Raw genomic sequence first — 23,282 nt, 5'->3', positions numbered from 1 at the left:
CCAGTCCGAGGAGTTGACTGCAGATGGCGCAGACAGTGTCGGAGACCCAGCCCGCCGCCCAAGTGAAGGAGCCGGAGACGATCTCCGGCGGCCACCTGGTCGCGAAGGCCCTGAAGGCCGAGGGGATCGACGTGATCTTCACCCTCTGTGGCGGTCACATCATCGACATCTACGACGGCTGCGTCGACGAGGGCATCGCGGTCGTCGATGTCCGCCACGAGCAGGTCGCGGCGCACGCCGCCGACGGGTACGCGCGGGTCACCGGCAAGCCCGGCTGCGCGGTCGTCACCGCCGGGCCGGGTACGACGGACGCGGTCACCGGCGTCGCGAACGCGTTCCGGGCCGAGAGCCCGATGCTGCTGATCGGCGGGCAGGGCGCGCTCAACCAGCACAAGATGGGGTCGCTGCAGGACCTGCCGCACGTCGACATGATGACGCCGATCACCAAGTTCGCCGCGACCGTTCCGCACACCGCGCGGGTGGCCGACATGGTCTCGATGGCGTTCCGCGAGTGCTACAACGGCGCGCCCGGCCCGTCCTTCCTGGAGATCCCGCGGGACATCCTGGACAACTCGGTGCCGGCCGATTCGGCGACCGTGCCGGAGGCGGGTCACTACCGCGCGTCCACCAAGAGCATCGGTGACCCGGCGAACATCGAGGCGCTGGCCGATCTGCTGGTCCGCGCCGAGAAGCCGGTCGTCCTCCTCGGTTCGCAAGTATGGACCTCCCGTGGGAGCGAAGCGGCGGTCGACTTCGTTCGTACGCTCGACGTGCCGGCCTTCATGAACGGATCGGCGCGCGGTACGTTGCCGCCCGGCGATCCGCATCACTTCCACCTGTCCCGGCGGTACGGGTTCAACAACGCCGACCTGATCCTGATCGTTGGTACGCCCTTCGATTTCCGGATGGGGTACGGGCGCCGGTTGCCGAAGAGCGCGACCGTCGTCCAGATCGACCTGGACTACCGCACCGTCGGCAAGAACCGCGACATCGACCTCGGCCTGGTCGGCGACCCCGGCGCGATCCTGGCCGCCGTCGCGCAGGCGGCGTCCGGCCGGTCCCGGAAGGCCGATCGGAAGGCTTGGTTCGCGGAGTTGCGCGCCGAGGAGAACGCGGCGTACCAGAAGCGGCTACCGCGCCAGCTGTCGGACGCGAACCCGATCCACCCGCTCCGGCTCGCGCACGAGATCAACGAGTTCCTGATCGAGGACTCGATCTACATCGGCGACGGCGGCGACATCGTCACCTTCTCCGGCGGGGTCGTGCAGCCGAAGTCGCCGGGCCACTGGATGGACCCGGGACCGCTCGGCACGCTCGGGGTCGGCATCCCGTTCGTACTGGCCGCGAAGTACGCGCGACCGGACAAGGAAGTCGTCGCGCTGTTCGGCGACGGCGCGTTCTCGTTGACCGGCTGGGATTTCGAGACGCTGGTCCGGTTCAACCTGCCGTTCGTCGGTGTCGTCGGCAACAACTCGTCGATGAACCAGATCCGCTACGGACAGGAAGCCAAGTACGGCCACGACCGGAGCCGGATCGGGAACACCCTCGGCGACGTTCGGTACGACGAGTTCGCCCGGATGCTCGGCGGGTACGGCGAAGAGGTCCGCGACCCGGCGGACATCGGGCCGGCGTTGCTCCGGGCCCGTGAATCCGGACTGCCCGCACTCATCAACGTCTGGGTCGACCCGGACGCGTACGCCCCCGGAACCATGAACCAGACCATGTACAAGTAAGGGGACCAGCATGAAGGCCCTCGAAGGTGTCCGTGTACTCGACATGACCCATGTGCAGTCCGGCCCGTCGTGCACCCAGATCCTTGCCTGGCTCGGCGCGGACGTGATCAAGCTGGAGGCACCGACCGGCGACATCACCCGCCAGCAACTGCGCGATCTGCCCGACGTCGACAGCCTGTACTTCACGATGCTGAACTGCAACAAGCGCAGCATCACGCTGAACCTGAAATCCGATCGCGGCAAGGAGATCTTCACCGAGCTGGTGCGGGACGCCGACGTCCTGGTGGAGAACTTCGCCCCCGGCGCGATCGACCGGATGGGTTTCACCTGGGAACGGCTCCAGGAACTCAACCCCGGTCTGGTGTTCGCGTCCATCAAGGGCTTCGGGCCCGGTCGGTACGAGAACTTCAAGGCGTACGAGGTGGTCGCCCAGGCGATGGGTGGCGCGATGAGTACGACCGGGTTCGAGGACGGGCCGCCGACCGCGATCGGCGCGCAGATCGGCGACTCGGGTACGGGAATCCATCTGGTCGCCGGCATCCTGGCCGCGTTGCTGCAACGTGCTGGTACCGGCAAGGGCCAGCGGGTGACCGTGGCGATGCAGGAAGCCGTGCTGAACCTGACCCGGGTCAAGCTGCGTGACCAGCAGCGGCTCGCGCATGGGCCGTTGCCGGAGTACCCGAACGACCACTTCGGTGATGAGGTACCGCGGTCGGGGAACGCGTCCGGTGGGGGTCAGCCGGGTTGGGCGGTGCGGTGCGCGCCGGGCGGGCCGAACGACTACATCTACGTGATCGTGCAGCCGCCGGTCTGGGCGCCGATCGCGAACCTGATCGGCAAGCCGGAGCTGGCCGAGGACCCGGACTGGGCGACGCCGGCCGCGCGGCTCGACAAGCTCGACAAGATGTTCGCGCTGATCGAGCAGTGGACCGAACAGCACAACAAGTTCGAGGTGATGGACCGGCTGAACGCGCTGAACGTGCCGTGCGGGCCGATCATGTCGACGCGGGAGCTGATCGAGGACGAGACGCTCGCCGAGCTGGGCGCGGTGGTCGAGGTCGAGCATCCGCAACGCGGGACGTTCAAGACGGTCGGCTGCCCGATCAAGCTGTCCGACTCCCCGGTCGAGGTACTCACCTCGCCGGGACTGGGGGAGCACAACTCCGCGATCTACGGCTCGCTCGGCATCGATGCCGGCGAACTGAAGGACCTGAAAGCCGCCGGCGTGATCTGACGCCCAACGCGTTTGAAGGTGCGCGGTGAGCCGCGAGATGCGGAGGTCCGAGCGTGGCGATCCGAGGTGCGGAGGTCCGAGGTGCGCGGTGATCTGGGCGGTGTTAGCCGAAGCGGGTGAGCTGACGGTGGTGTGACCCGGAGTGCGCGGTGATCCGGGTGGCGTGATCTGGAAGTGGCGGGAGACGAAGTGCCGGCGTGATCTGACATGGGAGTGCAGCAGATGACTTATGACAAGGCAGCAGTCCGGACCATCCTCGATCAGGTGCTGGCGGACGGCCGCGCGTCGCTGAGCGCGCCGGAGGCCAAGCTGGTCGCCGACGCGTACGGCATCCCGACGCCGGGGGAGGGACTGGCGACGACCGCCGACGGTGCCGCCGGTCTCGCCGCCGAGATCGGGTATCCGGTGGTGCTGAAGATCGTCTCGCCGGACATTCTGCACAAGACCGAGGCCGGTGGCGTGGTGGTCGGCGTCGAGTCCGCGGACGCGGCGCGGGTCGCGTACCAGAAGATTGTCGACAATGCGCAAGCCTACAATCCGGCCGCGGCGATCACCGGCGTGCAGGTGCAGAAGATGCTGGTCACCGGCGGTGACGTGCAGGAGGTGATCGTCGGCGCGGTCACCGATCCGACCTTCGGCAAGGTGGTCGCGTTCGGGCTCGGCGGTGTCCTCGTCGAGGTGCTGAAGGACGTCACCTTCCGGCTGGCGCCGCTGACCGCCGCCGAGGCGCGGGCGATGGTGGACGGGATCGAGGCGCGCGAGATGCTCGAAGGCGTCCGCGGCGCGCGACCGGTCGACAAGGAGATTGTCGGCAATCTGATCCAGCGGGTCTCCGACCTGGTCACCGACTTCCCCGAGTTCGCCGAGGTCGACCTGAACCCGGTCCTCGCCGGCCCCGACGGCGCCACCGCGGTCGACTTCCGGATCATCGTCGACGCCGAGGCCGGCAAACCCGTCGAGCGGTACAGCCAGGACGAGATCCTGACCGCGATGACCCGGATCATGAAGCCGCGCGCGGTAGCGGTGATCGGGGCGTCGAACGAAGCCGGCAAGATCGGCAACTCGGTGATGAAGAACCTGGTCAACGGCGGGTACGCGGGTGACATCTACCCGGTCAACCCGAAGGGCGGCGAGGTTCTCGGGCTGAAGGCGTTCCCAAGCATCCTTGAGATCCCGGGGGACGTCGATGTCGCGGTGTTCGCGGTGCCGGCCAAGTTCGTCGGCGCGGCCCTCGAGCAGTGCGGGCAGAAAGGCGTCGCCGGCGCGATCCTGATCCCGTCCGGGTTCGCCGAGACCGGTGAGCAGGAGTTGCAGGACGAGGTCGTCGCGATCGCGCGCAAGCACAACGTACGCATCCTTGGCCCGAACATCTACGGCTACTACTACCTGCCGGAGAGCCTGTGCGCCACGTTCTGCACGCCGTACGACGTGCGTGGATCCGTTGCCCTGTCGTCGCAATCGGGTGGCATCGGAATGGCGATCCTCGGCTTCAGCCGGTCCAGCCGGATGGGCGTGTCGGCGATCGTTGGGGTAGGCAACAAGGCCGACATCGACGAGGATGACCTCCTGACCTTCTTCGAGCACGATGACAACACCAACCTGATCGCCATGCATCTCGAGGATCTGAAGGACGGCCGGGCGTTCGCCGAAACGGCGGCCCGGGTGTCGAAACACAAGCCGGTCGTCGTACTGAAGGCCGGCCGAACTTCCCTGGGCGCGCGCGCCGCCAGCTCGCACACCGGCGCACTGGCCGGCAACGACAAGGTGTACGACGACATCCTCAGGCAGAGCGGCGTGGTCCGGGCACCGGGGCTGAACGAGATGCTGCAGTACGCCCGCGGCATCCCGCTGCTGCCGGCGCCGAAGGGCGAGAACGTCGTCATCATCACCGGCGCGGGCGGTTCCGGCGTACTGCTCTCGGATGCCTGTGTCGACGCGGGCCTGACCCTGATGGACATCCCGGCCGACCTGGACGAGGCGTTCCGGAAGTTCATCCCGCCGTTCGGCGCGGCCGGCAACCCGGTCGACATCACCGGCGGCGAGCCACCGTCGACGTACCGGAACACGATCGCGCTCGGCCTGTCCGACGAGCGGATCCACGCGCTGATCCTGGGCTACTGGCACACGATCGTGACGCCGCCGATGGTGTTCGCGAAGCTGGTCGCCGAGGTGGTCGAGGAGTTCCGGGCCAAGGGCATCGACAAGCCGGTGGTCGCTTCGCTGTCCGGTGACGTCGAGGTCGAGGAAGCGTCGCAGTACCTGTTCGACCACGGTGTGGTCGCGTACCCGTACACCACCGAGACGCCCGTCCAGGTCCTCGGTGCCAAATATCGCTGGGCCCGCAACGCCGGTCCGCTCGGCCTCGGTTGATGGGAGGAACACGTCGCGGGGGTGCAGTGATCCGCTAGTTGGCGTCGATCTAAGGAGTCCGCCTTGGACGTCACGAGCAAGACCTCAGAAGTTCCCGAAGAGCCGGCGGCCGCGGTTACCGAGAAGGTCTGGAAGGCCGGCCGGCTCGAACCGATGCCGATCCGGAAGCTTCCGGACGCACCGCCCTCCCTGCACATCCTCGGTCCGACCGTCTTCCTGGTCGCACTGGGCGTGGGCATGGGGGAGTCGTACATGTGGCCCCGGCTCGTCCTGGTGTTCGGGCCGGACATCCGCTGGCTGTTCATGGTCGGTGTCACGCTGCAGGCGTTCGTGCTGCTGGAGATGGCGCGGTACGCGATGGCCACCGGGGAAAGCATCTTCTTCGGCGCGGCCCGGATCTTCAAACCACTGATGTGGTTCTTCTACGCGGCGGCGATCCTGATCTACATGTGGCCAGGTCATCTGTCCGCCGGCGCGGCCGCGTTCGAGGAGATCAGCGGCATACCTTGGCAGGTCACCGCGTGTGTGGCGCTGGTGTTCGTCGGCGTGCTGTTCAGTCTGTTGTCAGTGATCTACAACTTCCTGGAGAAGTTGCTGGGTCTGCTGATCGGCCTGCTGGTCGTCGGTACGTCGGTGATCGCCGCGCTGGTCGGCAACTGGGACGACCTCGGCCGGACCCTGTCCGGGATGTTCGCGATCGGGTACTTCCCGGACAAGGCGATGACGTCGGCCTGGTTCCCGATCGTGGTCGGCTCGATCGCGTTCGCGGGACCGTCCGGGATGCAGCAGATGTGGTACACACTGCAGCTGCGCGACAGCGGCGCCGGCATGGGCGCGCACATCCCGAAGATCCGCGGCCTGCGGACCGAGGGCGAAGCCGAGTCGATGCCGTCGCGCGGGTTCATGTTCGACACCGAGGACCCGGCCGAAATGGCGAAGTGGAAGGGCTGGCGGAAGTGGGTCACGTTCGACGCGCTACTGCTCTTCTGGGGCATCACCATGCTGGTGACGATCTCGTTCACCGTACTGGCCATGTCCGCGGCCCGGGAGAACCCGAACGTCGCCTCGCTGATCGAAGGTGGTGACCGATCCGCCGCGCTGAAGGCGATGTCGGACGCGTTCGCCTCCGCCGGATCGCCGATTCTGGGCACATTGTTCTTCGCCTTCATCGCACTGATCGGGCTGAACGCGACGCTCGGCCTGTTCGACTCGTTCTCCCGCGGCCAGGCGGACATGACGTACTACTTCGTACCGGGTGCGAAACGGTTCTCGATGTCGCGGTTGTACGCGGGGTTCCTGTGGGGCGTGATCCTGTTCGGGATTCTGATTCTGCTGTTCGGTCCGGCGGATGGTCCGGCCGGGATTCTCGACATCCTCGCGTTCCTGTCCACGTTCGCGATGGGCGCGTACTGCATCGTGTTGCTACTGACGAACAACCTGCTGCTGCCGAAGAAGATCCGGCCCGGTCCCGTACGCAATGTGATCATCGGGTTCGGAGCGGTGTTCTATCTCGGGATGCTGTTCTACTGCTTGATCCGCTTCGGTGTGGCTGTGGGTTGAGATGGCCGACGTGAAGCAGTTGGCGGAGTACACCGTGCCGGCGATGCTGGTGGGCGCGGCGGCCGGGCTGATCGCCGGCGGATTGGGCGCGTTTGTTGGTCAGCCCATCGGTTGGGCCGTAGTCACCGGGCTCGGGCTCGCGGTGCCGTTGATGGTCTTTGGCGCCGGGTACGCCGTGTTGGTTGCGCTGGGCAAGGTACCGGCGGGGGTGTTCGCGCCGGCGGCGGTCTATTGGGTGATCGCGTTTCCGCTCGCACTGCTGATGCACGCAGCAGTGACAGCCTGGGTGATCACCGGTACGCCGTCGCTGCCGCCGGAGCCGTGGAAGTTCCTGGCATTCCGCGCGTTGGTGAGCATGGGATTCGCGATCGGTTTCCTGTGGATGCACGAACAGATCGGCCGTTTCTGGTGGCCGCGCATCATCGGCCACAACCCGTACGCGCGGCGGGTCGTGGAACAGTACACCCACCTGGCCGCCGCCCTGCAATCGCGAAAGGCGGCCCGCAAACCCACCCGCAGCCTTTGACAGTTGGGTGGTTAACCCCTCAGGTTGGCCCTTCACCTCCCGCATCCGGGAGGTGAAGGGCGCAGGTCAGCGGTTGAGCGGCGGCGTCGGCGGTTGAGCGGCGGCGTCGGCGGTTTAGCGCGGCGTCAGCGGGTTGAGCGGCGGCGGCGGGCGGGTGACGTCGGCTCAGCGGGCTCCTCGGCGGTGGCCGCTTGGAGTTCGTGGTAGGCCTTGCGGGTCTGTTCGGTGTGTTCGCGCATGATCTGGGCGGACTTGTCCTCGTCGCCCTCGCTGATCGCCTTCACCAGACGGTTGTGTTCGCGCCACGAGGCGGCGCCGCGGACGGGAGCGACCGGCGTGTAGTACCAGCGGACCCGGCGATCGACCTGCGCGGCGAAATCGACCAGGAACCTGTTGCCGGACATCTGGGTGATCAGGTTGTGCAGGTCGCCGTTCGTACGGACCGTGCCGTCGATGTCGCCGGACTCCTGGAACGCGGTGCCGACCTTGCAGAGCTCGCGGAGTTTGGCGATGTCGTCCTTGGTGGCATGCCGGGCGGCCAGGCGCGCGGACTCCGATTCGAGTGCGGCGCGGGCAGCCAGCAGTTGATCCACTTCGTCTTCGGCGGGTACGTGCACCATCGCGCCGAAGCCCGGGCGAAGGTCCACCCAGCCCTCGTTGTTCAGTCGCTGCAGGGCCTCGCGTACCGGCTGACGGGAGACACCGAGCAGGCCCGCCAGCTCCACCTCGACCAGGTGCCGGCCGCGTTCGAGCGTACCGTCGATGATCATCTCGGTGAGGGCCTCGTACACCGACTCCCGCAACGGCGTCGGCCGCTTCACGTGCCGCGCCCCGACCGGCTCCGCACCCGCCCCTGGCCCCGCGCTCATCGTGGTCATTGAGGTCCCTTCCCGAGTCACCAGTGGCACTTGGTAGACAGTCTACCAAGTGCCACGTTCTGACCTGCGGATCCGCCGCCGATCAGGCGGCCGACTCGTCCGCTTTGCCGCCGTGCTGCCCCGGTTGGGTGTCCGCGGTCAGGTGGGCGAGTTCGGCGTCGAGGTCGATCGGGGTGCCGAGCTCCTGCTGCAGCTCCGGTGCATCCGGGAACCGCGGGCGGGCCGCCAGTGCACCGAACCTACGGGTGAAGATCATGTCCAACCTCTCTCTGAATTCTGGCTTCTGTATACATTCAACCAGGCGTACTTACCGGTTCTTCCCGGATCTCACGTGATCCCCCTTACACCCGGGTCGAGGACGCTGCCCGGGTGGAGTACGCGTGTGCCCCGGCGCCGGCCAATTGTCCATTGTTGACAATCAGATACTCGTCCCGGATCGGCGTCCCACCCAGCCACGCCTCGAGGATCTCCCGCGTACCCGCCGCGTACCGTGCCTGGGCGGACAACGTCGACCCGGAGATGTGCGGTGTCATCCCGTGGTGCGGCATGGTCCGCCACGGGTGATCGCCGGGCGCGGGCTGCGGGTACCAGACATCGCCCGCGTACCCGGCCAGCTGCCCGCTCTCCAGCGCCCGGACGATCGCGTCCCGATCCGCGATCTTCGCCCGCGCGGTGTTGATCAGGTACGTCCCGCGCTTCATCGTCGCGAGTAGCTCGTCGCCGAACAGGCCCTCGGTCTCCGGGTGCAACGGCGCGTTGATCGTGACCACGTCGCAGTGCGGCACCAGCTCCGCCGCGCTCGGGTGGAAGGTCAGTCCGAGCTCTCGCTCCACCGATTCCGGCAGCCGATGCCGGTCGGTGTAGTGCAGCTTGACGTCGAACGGCGCGAGTCGGCGTAGTACCGCCGTACCGATCCGCCCGGCCGCGACCGTGCCGACGTGCATGCCTTCGAGGTCGTACGCGCGTGCGACGCAGTCCGCGATGTTCCAGCCACCGTCGAGTACGACTTGATGCGACGGGAGATAGTTGCGTACCAGGCCGAGGATCATCATCACCACGTGCTCGGCGGCGCTGATGCTGTTCGAGTAGGTGACCTCGGCAACGGTCATGCCGTGCGCGATCGCGGCGTCCAGGTCGACGTGGTCGGAGCCGATGCCGGCGGTGATCGCGAGCTTGAGCTTCGGCGCGTTCGCGATCCGCTCGGCGGTCAGGTACGCGGGCCAGAACGGCTGTGAAATCACGACGTCCGCGTCCGGCAACTCACGATCCAGCGCCGCGTCCTTGTCGGACAGGACGACCAGCGTGTGCCCGGCGCTCTCCAGGAACCCGCGCAGACCGAGCTCACCGGACACGCTGCCGAGCAACGCGCCCGGCGTGAAGTCGATCGCCTTCGGCGCGGGCGCGGTCTGGCCGTCGGGATAGCCCTCGATGGTGGGTACGTCATCGCGGGCGTACGCGCTGGGGTAGCCGGCGGCCGGGTCGTCGTACAGGACGCAAACGATCTTTGCCATGGTGGGAATCTCCTTGTGCTGAAGGGATTTCCACCATCGCCGGGTCACGGTCCGGCGGTCAAAGACTTGCTCGCTATGTCGAGATAGCCGGAACCCATCAAGTGCACGTCGAGCAGATCGTCGAGTGCCTGGTGTACGCCGGCCTGCCGCGCGACGTCGAGCAGCGCCCGCGCGAGTACTGGCTCTGGACTGCGCGCCGCGATCACCAGACCGACGCGCGGTCCGATCGCCGGCCGCTTGAGCGGTACGACGCGCATGCCCTCCGGTACGCCGAACATGTGCAGCCAGGCGTGTGAGATGACTGTGGACCAGTGGTTGCCGTGCAGGTGGCTGTAGAGCCCGGAGACCGTGTCGCTCTCGATGGACGGTGTCGCGGTCGCGCCGTCGTCGGTGAAGTAGCCGTTCATGATGCGGCGGTTACGCATGTCGGGGGAGAGCAGGCAGAGCGGTAGCTCAGCGACCTGGGCCCAGGTCGCTGTTGGTAGGTCTGCCAGCTCGGGGTGCTTCGGTGTCAGCAGTAGGTAGCGCTCCTCGTACAGCGGAGTCTTCCGTACGTGTCCAAGCGTGTCGTCGTCCAGATAGGTCATCGCGACGTCCAGATCGAACTCGGCGAGCTTCTGGGTGATGTCACGCGACGAGAGCGACTCCAGCGTGACCCGCGCGTTCGGATGGCGCTCACAGAACGGAGTAGTGAGCAGAGAGACCACCGGCATAGCCGTAGGGATCGCACCGAGTCGCAGCGTCCCAGTGAGGCCACCACGCATGACTGACAGCTCGTGGCGGAGCGCCTCTTGCTCAGCGAGGATGCGCTGCGCCCAGAGCAGCACCCGCTCGCCCTCCGGCGTCAGTCCTTCGAACCGGCGTCCGCGCCGCACGATCGGCACATCCAGCTCCTGCTCGAGCTTGCGGATCGCGGCGGACAGCGACGGCTGCGACACGTAGCAGGCGTCCGCGGCCCGGGCGAAGTGCTTCTCCCGGGCAAGCGCGACGAGGTACTCCAACTGCCGGAGCAGCATCAACAACCTCGCGATGGTGTGCAGTCGCCTGTATACATGATCCAACTTTACTCGGGTGGGTACGGCGGTGCCGATGTGAACTGGATCACAGCGTGTCTGCCGCGCGATCGCTGGTTCCACGCTCTGGCGGAGGGAGAGCTAGCTGATGCAGAAAGTCGTTTCGAAGGACGGCACCGAGATCGCGTACGACGTTACCGGCAACGGGCCGGGGCCGGTACTGATCGCCGGTGCGTTCACGGGCCGTGCGTACTTTCGCCGAGTACGCCGAGTACGCCGAGGCGCTGTCGCCGACGTTCACGGTGGTCGCGTATGACCGCCGGGGCTGTTCAGCAACGTGAGTCCGGAGTGGTTGCAGCGGTCGGTGCGGGAGGCAGCCGCCGCGCTTCCGCACGGCACTACGGCGGGTCACGACGGTACGTTCCACACACTGCCGCCTGAAACTCTGGCAGCGGCGCTGAAGGACTACTTCGTCACCAGCTGAAGCAGGTCTGCTCAAAGCCGATCTGGGACCTACGGATGACGGATGGCGTCGGGGTGGGCGGTTGCCAGGCGGTTGTACGCGGCGAGTACCTCGGCGGGGATGTCGACGTGATCGATGAAATCGCGTCCGCGTGGGCCGTAGCCGTCGGGGGACAGGCGGTGGATCTCGCCGAGCAGGAGCGAGCGGAAACGTGCTCGGCTCCAGATCGGCGGGGTCTCCGGCCCGGCACCCACCTGGTCAGTGCCGATCCATGGGATCAGGGGCGCGAGGCTGAACAGTCTGGTGCCGGGCAGGTCGGCGAAGGAGCGCTCGAAACACGCGTGCGTACGGCGCTGCATCGTCGGGTCCTGGATGAGCAAGAGTGTCGCGGCGCCAGTGATCAGGCGGCGGGTGAACTCGGCATTCTCACCGCAGTTCGCCGACTGGTCCTCGACCACGATCTCGTCCGGTGGTACGCCATCGCGGATCAGCAACTCACGAAACACCCGCGACTCCGGCCGGCCGGTGTCGACGCCCAACCCCCGCCGCCGGATCGCCTCATCGAGGTACCGCGTCGAGTGCCCGATCCCACCACTGACCAGGATCGGCGCCGAGTACGTACGATGCGCCGCGGCGGCCACCGCGACCGACTCGATGACGGCAGAACCCAGCAGCACGATCCGGTCCACCGGGTGGTCGACCGGATCGCGGCGGGCGAGGTACCGGGCGATCAGTTCTTCGTCCATGGCCGGCTCAGGTCGGCAGGCGCATCGGCATCAGGATGTACGCCGAGTCGGGCGAAGGCGTCTCGCCGGGCTCGCTGATGCCGGTCAGGTTCGCCGGTCTGGTCGGCTGGGTGAAGGCGAAATGGGCGATCGGCGTACCGAGCGAGGCGAGGCCGTCGAGCAGGTAGCCGGCGTTGAACCCGGCCACCATCGGCTCGCCGGTGATCGTCACCTCGACTGCTTCCGAGGCCTGCGCCTCCTCGCCGTTCCCGGCGTCGAGCGTCGCGACACCGTCCGCGAACGTGATCCGGACCGGCGCCGAGCGCTCCGCGACCAGCGCCACCCGCTTGACCGCCTCGACCAGCGCGGCCGTGTCCACCGCAACCGTGGTCGTGATCGTGCTCTCGGTCGGGATCAGGCTGCGCACCTTCGGGAACTCGCCGTCGATCAACCGGCTGGTCGCATGCCGCCCGCCACCCTCGAACCCGATCAACCCGTCCCCTGTGCGGGTTGAACCGAGCGCGAGGGTCAGCTCGCCGCCGGACATCGCCTTCGCGACCTCCGCGAGCAGCTTCGCCGGGACCAGCGCGTTGGCCTCGGCGGCGGCGTCCACCGGCTGCCACGGCAGCGTCCGGACGCCGAGCCGGTACCGATCGGTGGCGAGCAGGGCGATGGCCGACCCGCGGATCTCCAGCCGGATACCGGTGAAGACCGGCAACGTGTCGTCCCGCCCCGCCGCGCTCACCACCTGCATCACCGCCCGCGCGAAGGCTTCCCCGTCGACCACGCCGGTCGCCGCCGGCACCTCGGGCAGCGGCGGGTACTCGTCGAGCGGCAGGGTGTGCAGCATGAACCGAGCCGAGCCGCTGCTCACCTGGACCCGCGCCGCCTCACCGCTGAGGTCCACCGAGTCCCGCGGCATGCTCCGGCAGATGTCCGAGAGCAGGCGCCCCGACACCAGCGCCCGGCCTTCGTCGGCCACCTCGGCGGGCACGCTCACCTGCGCCGAACTCTCGTAGTCGAACCCGGACAGCGTCACCTGCCCGTCCGCGGCCTTCACCACCATCCCGGCCAGAATCGGCACACTCGGCCGGCTCGGCAACCCGCGCGCGACCCATCCGACAGCCTCGGCCAGCACCTCACGCGCGACCCGAACTTTCATTCCCACTCCTACCGATCGAGAGGGAAGAGTCAATCAGGTGCCACCGACATTTCCGCAACCGAAGCTGATCCGCCCGACCTGATCGGCCTGCCGCCGGGTCAGCACGATCGCCGACGCGGCCCCCGGCACGACGGATCCCGGGTCGTCGACCGCCCTCGCGGCCAGCCCGGGCCATCTTCGGCAGTGCTTCTCCATGCTGGCCGACCGGACGACCCTGCCGCGCGCCCACTGCCCCGAACGAGCCACGTCACCGGGCACGTCCAGCAGGATCAGATGCAGCGGCAGACCGGCCTGACGGGCACGCCACCCGATCAGGCGGCGCGCCCACGGCCGCGTGGCGCAGTCGTGTACCACCATCGGCCCTTGGCCACGGCGCATCGCGGCGAGGAGCGTCACGTAGTACACAAGATGCACCAGCGGCCGCCACAGGGCGTACGGGAGCACGCCAAGCACCGGTCTCCACCGGTCACGGACCTGTGCCGAGTCGAAGACCCGTACTGGTTCGCCGCCGGTGAACACCCGGCGCAGGAACGTACTCTTCCCAGCACCTGGTATCCCAGCCAGCACCACGACCGCATCCAGCGCGTAGCGCAGCTCCCGTCCCCGTAGTACTCCTTCGATGATTCCTGAATGCACGGCATCGGTCCTTCCAGCACCCGTACGTACCGGTTGGACGAACCAGGTTGCCGGATCGCCCCGAGAAGCAACTGAGAAGTCGCTAGGAACTCCCTGAGAGGATCACCCCTCCAGCTCACGCCGTTGGTGCATACGCCCGTCGCTGTCCAGCTCGATGACGGTGTCTACCCCAAGCCGCTGCAAGAACGCGACGTCGTGGCTGACAACCAGTAGCGCACCCCGGTACGCGTCGAGTGCTTCCGCGAGCTGCTCCACGCTGGCGATGTCCAGGTTGTTGGTGGGCTCGTCCAGTACCAGCAGCTGCGCCGGCGGCTCCGCCAGTAGTAGCCGGGCCAGCGAGACGCGGAAGCGCTCTCCACCCGACAGCGTGTGTACTGGGCGATCCGGACTGTCGCCGCGGAGCAGTAGACGGGCCAGCTGGTTGCGGATGGTGCCTGCTGGTGTGCCAGGTGCGACCTGCTGCACGTTGGCCAGCGCACTGGCGTCCTCATCCAGTCCATCAAGGCGCTGGGGGAGGTACCCGACCAGTTCGGTCAGCAGGCGGCCATGCGGTCGGTCCGGCAGCGGAGCGGTGCCGCTGATCAGCTGATTGATCAGAGTGGACTTGCCGCTCCCGTTCGCACCGACAAGGGCGATCCGCTCTGGGCCCTGTACGACAACAGTGCGGTCGGCGTCGTACAGCTCGGCAATGCGTCTGCCACGCGGTACATCCGGGTCGGGCAGTACCAGGTTGATGTGCTCGTCCTGGCGGACCCGGGCGTCTGCCGCGTCGACAGCAGCCTGCGCCGCCTGCACCTTGTCGTCGAGAGTGGAACGCATCGCGCCGGCGGAGGCCTGCGCCTTGCTCGCACGGTTGCCGGCCAGGATCTTCGGGATACCGCCCTGCTGCTGTGTCTTCTTCGCGGTGCGCTCCCGGCGAGCCAGCTTCGTCTCCGCCTCCACCCGCTGCCGCTTCTCGACCTTCAGCGCCTGCTGAGCAGACCGGGCGGCTTGCACAGCCGCTGCTTGAGTCTGCTCCCGGTGTTCCTTCCAGGCGCTGTACGGACCGCCGTACGTGGCGAGCGCGCCGCTGTACAGCTCGGTCGTACTGTCCATGTGCTCCAGCAGCTCCAGGTCGTGACTCACCACAATCAGAGTCCCAGGCCACTGATCTACGAACCCGGCCAGCTTCGCGCGGGTCAGCCGGTCCAGGTTGTTGGTCGGTTCGTCGAGCAAGGTGATCGGCGTACGCCGTACCCGCAGGCCCGTGATCGCGATCAGCATCGCCTCACCGCCGGACACCTCGGCCACCCGGCGATCCAGGTCACCCGCCGAGAACCCGAGCTGATCCAGTGCCTCCCCGGCACGGGCCTCGATGTCCCAGTCGTCGCCGATGGCATCGAAATGGCGTACGTCGGCCTCGCCCGCCTCGACCGCCCGGATCGCCGCGACAATCCTGTCGATCCCGAGCAACTCGGCAATGGTGGCGTCGTGGCGAAGGGTCAGGGTCTGCGGCAGGTACCCGACCTCGCCGTCGGTCTCGATCTGGCCGGAAGTAGGCCGCAGCACGCCGGCGATCAGCCGCAACAAGGTCGATTTGCCGGCGCCGTTGCGCCCGATCAGACCGGTACGCCCGGCGCCGATGGTTCCGTTCAGCCGGTCCAGCGCGACGGCGCCGTCCGGCCACTCGAAGGTCAGGTCGCGCAGCACGACCGAAGATTTCGTGGACATCTCACTGCTTTCTGCCCGGCCGGTGACTCGCTGCCAGGCATTCGAGGCGCACGCCGACGGGCATGCGTACAGGACAAGTTCGCTGCTATGCGAACGTGCGGGTCGTTCACCCGGGGCGCGAAGGCACCCGCACGGGAAGGAAGGCCACCGGCAGTTCGGCGGCTAGCCTCTGTCGACCTCGATCTCCACGACCGGAACCCTACCAGCCCGGTCCGGGCGCTCCGGCGACGGCTCGAACGGATCTTCGAGCGGCGGATCGCAGAGCGGCAGTGCGCCCCCGGCAGGACTCGAACCTGCGACCAACGGATTAGAAGTCCGACGCTCTATCCAGCTGAGCTACGGGGGCGTATGGCAGGGAGAGTCTCTCAGATAGCCGGGGGATCGCGCCTCTGGGTTCCCGATCACGGCGGTTCGCGGCGAGCCGAAGTACAGGGCTGTCGTTCCATCCAGGTAACGCTGAGTGGGTGGTCCTGCCGATGAAACTGCACCCCAACTAGGCTGCGGGCATGAGTTACCCCTCACCAGGCCCGGCAGGTCCGCCGCAACCCGCGGCGGGGTCGGCGTACACGTCCAGCGGGCCGTACCCGCGGCCGAACGTGCTCGGGAACCACCCGGTACCCGGCCAGCGGCGCAACCAGGGCGTCCTGATCGGCATCGTGATCGCGGTCGTGTTCGCGATCGCGGGCCTGGTGATCTTCGGCATCGTCGCCAAGTCGACCGGCGCGGGCGGTTTCACCTGGGGCCTGGTGTTCGCGTTCGTCCCGGTGATCCCGGTGATCGCGCTGTACCTCTGGCTGGACCGCTACGAACCCGAGCCGACCAGGTACATCGTCTTCGCGCTCTGCTGGGGCGCCTTCATCGCGACCCTGGCCGCGATCTTCATCAACACCGAGGTCTCGCACCGGCTCGCCGAGACCGGCGTCGGCGGCGACCGGTCCGCGGTCTTCGTCGCGCCGCCGGTGGAGGAGTTCGCCAAGGGCTCGGTGATCCTGCTGCTCGCGCTGCTCCGGCGCAAGGAGTTCGACGGCATCATCGACGGCCTCGTGTACGCGGGAATGGTCGGCGTCGGCTTCGCCTTCACCGAGAACATCCTGTACTACGGCCGCGTCTTCAACACGCTCTCCGAGGAGGCCGGCAGCGACGCCGGACTGCGCGGCGCGTTCGCGCTGTTCATCATCCGCGGCGTGATCTCGCCGTTCGCGCATCCACTCTTCACGTCGTTCACCGCGATCGGCATCGGCGTCGCGATCCGGCACCGAAGTACCGTCGTCCGCTTCCTCGCCCCCGTGGTCGGGTACCTGGCCGCCGTCCTCGCCCACGCCGCCTGGAACGCCTCCGCGAGCTGGGCCGGCGGCGGCGGATTCATCGTCGCGTACCTGTGCCTGATGGTCCCGCTGTTCATCTGCCTGGTGGTTTTCGCGCTGGTGATGCGATCACGCGAAGGACAGATGATCGCGTCCCGGTTGTACGACTACGTCCGGTTCGGCTGGCTGGTACCACAGGACGTACCCCTGATCGCCACTCTCCGTGGCCGCAAGGCCCTCCGCCAGAACGCCCGCCGCTACGGCCCCCAGGCGGAGGCCGCCGCGAAGGCCTTCCAGCACAACGCGACCGAGCTGGCGTACCTGCGCGACAAGATCGTCCGCCAGGTGATCGGCCCCGAGGCCCTCCAAACCGAAAAACAACTCCTCGACGAACTCCGCGACCGCCGCCCCACAGTCCCCTTCCCACCCATGCCCGCCTTCGCCCAAGCCGCCCCCCAGTACGCCGCCACCCCCAACCAGTACGCCACCCCCACCCAGCCCTACGCACCGGGCCCGACCCAGCCATACGGGTCGGCTCCCGGCCAGCAGTACGCGCCCCCTCCCGGTGGAGACGGTTCGCTGTACCCAACTGGTCCCGGACAACCGTCCGGCGGCCAGCAGCACCCTGGCGCACCTGGGCAGCAATCTGGCGCTTTCGGGCAGCAGTACCCCGGCGGACCTGGGCAGGACCCCGGCGCCCCCGGTCCGGGGCAGTCTGGTCCGGGACAGTCTTCGCCTGGTTCTGGAGCGTCGGCGAGTACCTCTCCAAACCCCACGGGCGACGCGCGCCCGCAGGATCACCCCCGCTCGCCGGACGGTTACCCGCCCGCTCAACCCGGGTATCCGTCCACCCAACCCGATCACTCATCCGGTCAGCCCGGTTACCCGCCGGGGCCCCCTGACCGCCAAGGACCGCCGGGAGGATACGGTCCGTATCCACCACCGCAGTGATGCCACCCGTCCACGCCGCCAAACGGGGATGACGATGACTTTGCTTCTGCGCTGTCCGACCGGGCACTCTGTGCTCGTGGGCGGACACCGTGGCTGACCCCAAGCCAGCAGCTGGTGAAGGTTCGGAACCGCGAGTTCCGAGCCAGGATCAGCCTGCCCAGGAGCTGGCGAACCTGATCGCCCAGTCCCCCACCAAACCCAAAGGCTTCTGGCGCCGCCGCCGCCGCAAAACCCCCGAGCCCACCCCCGACGCAGGCCGCACGCCTGACCCCGCCGCCGAGCCCGGCCGCGCGCCTGAGCCCGCCGATGCCCCGGCCGCAGAATCAGCCGCAACGCCAACTGACCCGCCGGCATCCACCCCCACCGCCGACAAGAGCCAGCCCTCCGCGACCTCCACCGACTCCGCCCCAACAACCAGCGCCGCCCCCTCCACCGCCGACGCCTCTGCAACTTCTGGCGACACCGCCGCACCTGCGGCCGACCCCGCCACAACGGCCAGTGAAGCCTCGCCGACCACAGGCGATACCTCCGCGCATGCTGGCGACCCCGCCGAAACAGCCGGAGCACCCTCCGCGACAGCCGGTGCGGCTTCGGCTGCCGGGGACGCCTCCGCGCCCGGTGACGCCGAGCCGGGCATAGACACAACGTCCGACCACTCAACGGACCGGGAACCCCGCACGTACAACGCCCGGATGGACAACGCTGACACGCACGGCGCCAGTCCTCAGGACGAACTGCCTCAGGCCTCCAAGCCGGCCGCCGCAGGAGGCGTACCGTCCACGGCTGATGCCTCCTCGGAGTCGCCTGAGCAGAACCCACGTCCGCCCGTCGGTGTCGTGTATGAGCCGGACGATTCCCCAGACGGCTTCCCCCTGGAATTCGGCAACATCATCGTCGGCCTCCCCAAGCAGAAAACCCCTGGCGAACCCGGCAGCACGCAAGACGAGGACACGGCTGCTCAGGCCGAGGACACGCCGGCAACGGTCACACCAGCTACCGGCACACCGGACAACAGTTCCCCGGTCACGGACGCGACCCACTCCGACTCAGCATCTGTGGATGCGACGGCTGCCGGGGCCGCAGACAACGAGACCACGGACGCGCGTACGACACAGGCGGATGCTGCTGGCACCGCGACCGCTGACGCCGACGCGGCACGCGCGAATGTCCCGAGCGCTGCGACCGCTGACGCTGACGCGGCACGCGCGAATGTCCCGAACGCCGCGACCATTGACGCAGGCGCGGCACAGGCGGATGACGCGGAGACGCGGACCGCTGAGACGGGCACGCCGCACGCGCATGATGCGGACACGCAGACTCCAGGCGCAGGCACCCGTACGGCGCATGTTGATGATGCGGACACGCAGGCTCCAGGCGCAGGCAGCGGTACGGCGCAGGTTGATGGCGCGGACACGCTGAGTTCAGACGCGGGTACGACGCAGGTGGATGATGCGGACCCGGGGACTGCACGCGCGGGCAGGACGCATGCGGATGGCGTGGACGTAACGAGTGCGGATGAGGCCGAGGCGGACGCGAAGCCTGCTGACGCGGACGTGGCTACTGCTGACGCGGACGTGGCTACTGGTCAGGCGGACGTGGCGACTGCTGAGGCGGGCGCTACGACTGGTGACACCGACGCGACGACTGACGCGGATGCGGCTGATGTGGGTGTGGAGCCTGCTGATGGCGCGGAGGGCGGGCAGCGCGCTGAGGGGGCTCACCGCGCCGTGGTGGCTGAAGATGCCGAGGCTGACGGGCCTGATGGGGGCGACGGAGCAGGAGACGCGCGAGGCGCCGGCGGTGGTGCTGGTGCGGCGTCCGACGACGCTCCGTCTGAGGATGCCGTGTCTGAGGTGCCGGGCGTTGGCGGTGGATCGAGCGAGGCTGATGGTGCTGCGGGCGGTGCCGGGCGTGCTGAGAGTGCTCCGGGCGGTGCAGGTGGTGCTGAGGGCGTTGCGGGTGGTGGGCGGGCGGCGGGTGAGGGTGGTGCGGCGGCTGTGAGTGGTGGGTCGTCGGTGGGTGAGGGTGGCATGCAGGGTGGGGGAGAGCAGCGGGAGGTTAGTGGGGAGGAATTGGCGGCGCAGTTGGTGGCTGAGCAGGCTGCTATGGCTTTGATTACTGCGTTGATGAAGTTGCGGGGGGTGTTGGCGGGGAGTCGGTTGCCGTTGGAGGTTGTGGGGGCTGACGAGGCTCGGCAGCAGCAGAAGGCGATGCTGGATCAGCTGGATGACTACCTGTTGCCTCGGTTGGTTCAGCTTGAGGCTCCGATTTTGGCTGTGGTGGGTGGGTCCACGGGGGCCGGGAAGTCGACGCTGGTCAACACGGTGATCGGGAAGGTCGTCAGTGAGCCGGGGGTGTTGCGGCCCACTACGCGGTCGCCGGTGCTGATTCATCACCCGGCCGACGCGGACTGGTTCGTGGGCGATCGGGTGTTGCCGGGGATGGCGCGGACCACCGCGGACGAGCCGGGTGGGATGGAGGACGCGGGGCAGTTGCGGTTGGTTGCCGCGGACACCGTTCCGCGGGGGCTCGCGATTCTGGACGCGCCGGACATCGACTCGGTGGTCGAGGCGAACCGTGACCTCGCCACCCAGCTGCTTGCCGCGGCGGATCTGTGGTTGTTCGTGACGACGGCGGCGCGGTACTCGGATGCGGTGCCGTGGGAGTTCCTGCAGAGCGCGTCGGATCGCAGTACGGCGGTCGCGGTCGTACTCGACCGGGCGCCGGGCGAGACCATCGACGACATCACCGGGCACCTCGCGCAGATGCTGCTCGAGCGCGGGCTGGGTGACTCGCCGTTGTTCTCGATCCAGGAGACCGTTGTCGATGGCAACGGGATGCTGCCGGACGCGGCCGTTGCCTCGATCAAGGACTGGCTGGTCGACCTGGCCGCCGACGCGGAGGCGCGGGCCGCTGTGGTGCGCCGGACCCTGCAGGGCGCGGTGACGGCGATGGTGAAGAAGGCGCCGCCGTTCGCGAGCGCGGTCAAGGCGCAGGCGGACACGGCGCTCGAGCTGCGATCGTCGGTCGAGGCCACGTACGACCAGGGTGTGAAGGACGTCGCGAAGGCGTGCCAGGACGGTACGTTGCTGCGTGGCGAGGTGCTGGCCCGGTGGCAGGAATTCGTCGGGAGCGGTGAGCTGCTGAAGGGACTGCAGTCGGGCTCGGGCCGGTTGCGCGATCGCCTGAAGAGCTCGCTCGGCAACAAGCCGGCCGAGACGCGGGACGTCAGTGACGCGATCCAGTCGGGCGTCGAGTCGTTGCTGCGGGAGCAGGCGGCCGAGGCTGCCGAGCGGGCGGAGAAGATCTGGCAGGGGACCGCGCCGGGACGACAGCTGCTGGCGGCGAGCGAAACGCCGCTCGGTGCGATGTCGGCGGACTTCCCGGCGGCCGCGAGCCGTGCGGTCCGGGAGTGGCAGGAGTCCGTTCTCGAACTGGTGCGCAGTGAAGGCGCGGACAAGAAGTCGACCGCGCGCATCCTGGAGTACGGCGTGAATGGTCTCGGCCTTTCGTTGATGGTGGTCGTTTTCGCCAGCGGGGCAGGGATTCCGAAGGGTGCGGAGGCTAGCGTCGGGGCGGGCAGCGCGGTGGTCGGTCAGCGGCTGCTGGACGCTGTTTTCGGCGACAAGGCGGTTCAGGGCATGGTCGGCAAGGCGCGGGACGACCTTGACGGTAAGGTTCATGCCCTGATGGATGCCGAATTCGCCCGCTACCTGGCAGTCCTCGACCAGCATCCGGTCGATGCCGACACGGCCAGGAACCTGACGGAGGCCGCGCGCGCGGTGGAGGACTGCACGTGACGGAAACAGTGGATACGGTCGAGACCCCGGCCCGGGCCGAGACCGATGTCCTGAAGAAGATCGACGCGATCGAAGCCGCCGCGAAGGCCGGTGACGGCCGGCTGGATCCGGTGGTACTCACCGAGGCCCGGCAGATCGTGGACCGCGCCGGACAGCGCTTGCGGATGTCGGGCGACCTGACCGTGGTTGCCCTCGCCGGGGCCACCGGCTCGGGAAAGTCGTCGCTGTTCAACGCGTTGACCGGTCTCGACCTGGCGGCGATCGGAACCCGCCGGCCGACGAGCTCGATGCCGCTCGCCTGTGTCTGGGGTGACGAGCCGGCAGGTGAAGTATTGAGCTGGCTGGGCATCCCGCGCCGGCACCAGGTGCAGCACCGGAGCTCGCTCGAGGACGCACACTCCGAAGACCTGGACGGACTGGTCCTGCTGGACCTGCCCGACCACGACTCGACCGAAGTGGAGCACCGCCTGATCGTTGACCGGCTGGTCGAGCTGGTCGACTTGCTGGTGTGGGTTGTCGATCCGCAGAAGTACGCCGATGCGGCGTTGCACAACCGGTACATCAAACCGTTCGCCTCGCATTCCGGGGTGATGGTGTTCGCGCTGAACCACATGGACAAGCTGACGCCGGACCAGCAGAAGAGCTGCCTCGAGGACCTCGAGAAGCTGCTCAAGTCCGACGGTCTGAAGTCACCGGCCGTCGTTGCGACCTCGGCCGTCAGCGGTGACGGCCTTGAGGAAGTGCGGTCCCTCCTGGTCAAGCGGGTGAGCAACAAGCGCTCCGCCCGGGAGCGGCTGTCGGCCGATGTCGACCGGGTCGCGGACCGGATGGCGAGCCAGTGCGGCACCGCCAAGACGCCGGACGTGGCCGAGGCCGATGTCACCGAGCTGGTCGATGCGCTCTCCGACGCCAGCGGGCTGACCGTGGTGTCGGACGCCGTCCGCCGGTCCTATCTGCAGCGGGCCGCCGCCGCGACGGGCTGGCCGCTGACCAAGTGGATCGGACGGTTCCGGCCGGATCCGTTGCGTCGGCTGCACGGCGACCAGGTGTCCCGCGAACAGGGCAAGGCGCTGCGTAAATCCGCGTCCAACGAGGTGGCGATCGCACGTTCGTCGTTGCCGTCGGCAACTCCGGTGCAGCGGGCGCGGATGGATGCCGCGGTACGCACGATCACCACCAAGGCGGCCGCCGGGCTGTCCCGCCCGTGGGCGGACTCGGTGCGGTCGACGATCCGGCGCCGGGAGGAGTCCCTCGGCGACGAGCTCGACCAGGCGGTCGCGCGGACAGACCTTGGGGTGGCCAACAATCCTGGTTGGTGGAGCTTCGCCCGGATCGTGCAGTGGCTGCTGTTCCTGGTCACGCTGGGCGGCGCCGCGTGGCTGATCGCCTTGCTGGTGACCCGGATTGCCAAGCTGAACGATCCGCCCTTGCCGGAATGGAACGGCATCCCCTACGCGTGGGTCATGCTGGTCGGTGGAGCCGTGCTCGGGCTGGCGCTGTCGTTCGTCTGCCGGGTGTTCGCCACCAACGGCGCGCAGCGACGGTCCCGGCAGGTCGCCAAGGCGCTGCGGTCCGAGCTCGAAAAGGTTGCCGACAGCCACGTTGTACAGCCCGCCCGCGAGGAGCTGGCCGCGTACACGACTTGCCGCGACAGTCTCGCGATCGCCCGCCAGTAGCTCGATCGGTGTACGGCGCAGCGCGCGCCT

Annotated in this window: 17 protein-coding genes and 1 tRNA gene; 9 read left to right on the top strand and 9 right to left on the bottom strand. The window is 68.2% G+C overall.

The window, feature by feature from the left end; translation table 11 throughout:
- The first annotated feature begins 23 nt into the window (after positions 1–23).
- The 5 genes from HDA44_RS15480 to HDA44_RS15460 all read left to right on the top strand — a co-directional run bounded on the left by HDA44_RS15480 (position 24) and on the right by HDA44_RS15460 (position 7,423).
- The gene (locus tag HDA44_RS15480) at positions 24–1,733 is read left to right on the top strand and encodes a thiamine pyrophosphate-binding protein (RefSeq protein WP_184834999.1); all 1,710 of its coding nucleotides are present in this window, start codon (positions 24–26) and stop codon (positions 1,731–1,733) included.
- 10 nt (positions 1,734–1,743) lie between these two features.
- Positions 1,744–2,967, top strand: coding sequence for a formyl-CoA transferase (gene frc, locus HDA44_RS15475; RefSeq protein ID WP_184834997.1), 1,224 nt, complete (start codon positions 1,744–1,746; stop codon positions 2,965–2,967).
- A 222-nt stretch (positions 2,968–3,189) separates the two neighbouring features.
- Positions 3,190–5,337 (top strand): acetate--CoA ligase family protein, encoded by a 2,148-nt coding sequence (locus tag HDA44_RS15470; protein ID WP_184834995.1) that lies wholly within the window; start codon positions 3,190–3,192, stop codon positions 5,335–5,337.
- A gap of 63 nt (positions 5,338–5,400) precedes the next feature.
- The gene (locus tag HDA44_RS15465) at positions 5,401–6,897 is read left to right on the top strand and encodes an Nramp family divalent metal transporter (protein WP_184834993.1); all 1,497 of its coding nucleotides are present in this window, start codon (positions 5,401–5,403) and stop codon (positions 6,895–6,897) included.
- Between the two features lie 43 nt (positions 6,898–6,940).
- Complete coding sequence (locus HDA44_RS15460; RefSeq protein WP_238353067.1) at positions 6,941–7,423, top strand: hypothetical protein; 483 nt, start codon at positions 6,941–6,943, stop codon at positions 7,421–7,423.
- Between the two features lie 125 nt (positions 7,424–7,548).
- Here HDA44_RS15460 and HDA44_RS15455 read toward each other — a convergent pair whose 3' ends face one another.
- The 4 genes from HDA44_RS15455 to HDA44_RS15440 form a co-directional block, all read right to left on the bottom strand.
- A complete protein-coding gene (locus HDA44_RS15455) occupies positions 7,549–8,292 on the bottom strand; it encodes a GntR family transcriptional regulator (RefSeq protein ID WP_238352458.1) in 744 nt (247 codons plus the stop codon).
- Positions 8,293–8,383: 91 nt separating this feature from the next.
- Positions 8,384–8,557 carry a hypothetical protein gene (locus HDA44_RS15450; protein WP_184844908.1) on the bottom strand — a complete coding sequence of 58 codons (174 nt, stop codon included), beginning with the start codon at positions 8,555–8,557 and terminating at the stop codon, positions 8,384–8,386.
- An 85-nt stretch (positions 8,558–8,642) separates the two neighbouring features.
- Positions 8,643–9,812, bottom strand: coding sequence for an NAD-dependent formate dehydrogenase (locus HDA44_RS15445; protein ID WP_184834987.1), 1,170 nt, complete (start codon positions 9,810–9,812; stop codon positions 8,643–8,645).
- Positions 9,813–9,856: 44 nt separating this feature from the next.
- Positions 9,857–10,828 carry a LysR family transcriptional regulator gene (locus HDA44_RS15440; protein ID WP_184834985.1) on the bottom strand — a complete coding sequence of 324 codons (972 nt, stop codon included), beginning with the start codon at positions 10,826–10,828 and terminating at the stop codon, positions 9,857–9,859.
- Positions 10,829–10,973: 145 nt separating this feature from the next.
- Between HDA44_RS15440 and HDA44_RS15435 the strand changes: the two genes are divergently transcribed.
- Entirely contained in the window at positions 10,974–11,141 is a 168-nt protein-coding gene (locus HDA44_RS15435) for a hypothetical protein (protein WP_184834983.1), read from the top strand.
- Between the two features lie 197 nt (positions 11,142–11,338).
- On the opposite strand, the gene HDA44_RS15430 is transcribed toward HDA44_RS15435, so the two are convergent.
- The 5 genes from HDA44_RS15430 to HDA44_RS15410 form a co-directional block, all read right to left on the bottom strand.
- Positions 11,339–12,034 carry a YdcF family protein gene (locus tag HDA44_RS15430; RefSeq protein WP_184834981.1) on the bottom strand — a complete coding sequence of 232 codons (696 nt, stop codon included), beginning with the start codon at positions 12,032–12,034 and terminating at the stop codon, positions 11,339–11,341.
- 7 nt (positions 12,035–12,041) lie between these two features.
- Positions 12,042–13,175, bottom strand: a complete 1,134-nt coding sequence (gene dnaN, locus HDA44_RS15425) for a DNA polymerase III subunit beta (RefSeq protein WP_184834979.1) — start codon at positions 13,173–13,175, stop codon at positions 12,042–12,044.
- A gap of 33 nt (positions 13,176–13,208) precedes the next feature.
- Positions 13,209–13,811, bottom strand: a complete 603-nt coding sequence (locus HDA44_RS15420) for an AAA family ATPase (protein ID WP_184834977.1) — start codon at positions 13,809–13,811, stop codon at positions 13,209–13,211.
- Between the two features lie 102 nt (positions 13,812–13,913).
- Positions 13,914–15,521: an ABC-F family ATP-binding cassette domain-containing protein gene (locus HDA44_RS15415; RefSeq protein ID WP_184834975.1), complete on the bottom strand. Its 1,608-nt coding sequence runs from the start codon at positions 15,519–15,521 to the stop codon at positions 13,914–13,916.
- Between the two features lie 272 nt (positions 15,522–15,793).
- Positions 15,794–15,867: transfer RNA gene (locus tag HDA44_RS15410), tRNA-Arg, on the bottom strand.
- A gap of 160 nt (positions 15,868–16,027) precedes the next feature.
- On the opposite strand from HDA44_RS15410, the gene HDA44_RS15405 reads away from it, so the two are divergent.
- The 3 genes from HDA44_RS15405 (at position 16,028) to HDA44_RS15395 (ending at position 23,252) form a co-directional block, all read left to right on the top strand.
- Positions 16,028–17,776, top strand: coding sequence for a PrsW family intramembrane metalloprotease (locus HDA44_RS15405; protein WP_184834973.1), 1,749 nt, complete (start codon positions 16,028–16,030; stop codon positions 17,774–17,776).
- Positions 17,777–18,468: 692 nt separating this feature from the next.
- Positions 18,469–21,576 (top strand): GTPase family protein, encoded by a 3,108-nt coding sequence (locus HDA44_RS15400; RefSeq protein ID WP_184834971.1) that lies wholly within the window; start codon positions 18,469–18,471, stop codon positions 21,574–21,576.
- Positions 21,573–23,252 carry a GTPase gene (locus HDA44_RS15395; protein WP_184834969.1) on the top strand — a complete coding sequence of 560 codons (1,680 nt, stop codon included), beginning with the start codon at positions 21,573–21,575 and terminating at the stop codon, positions 23,250–23,252. The genes HDA44_RS15400 and HDA44_RS15395 overlap by 4 nt, the downstream gene beginning before the upstream one ends.
- Positions 23,253–23,282 lie beyond the last annotated feature (30 nt).

It is taken from the genome of Kribbella solani (assembly GCF_014205295.1).
Lineage (GTDB): Bacteria > Actinomycetota > Actinomycetes > Propionibacteriales > Kribbellaceae > Kribbella > Kribbella solani.
This window is presented reverse-complemented; position numbering and strand designations above follow the sequence as displayed.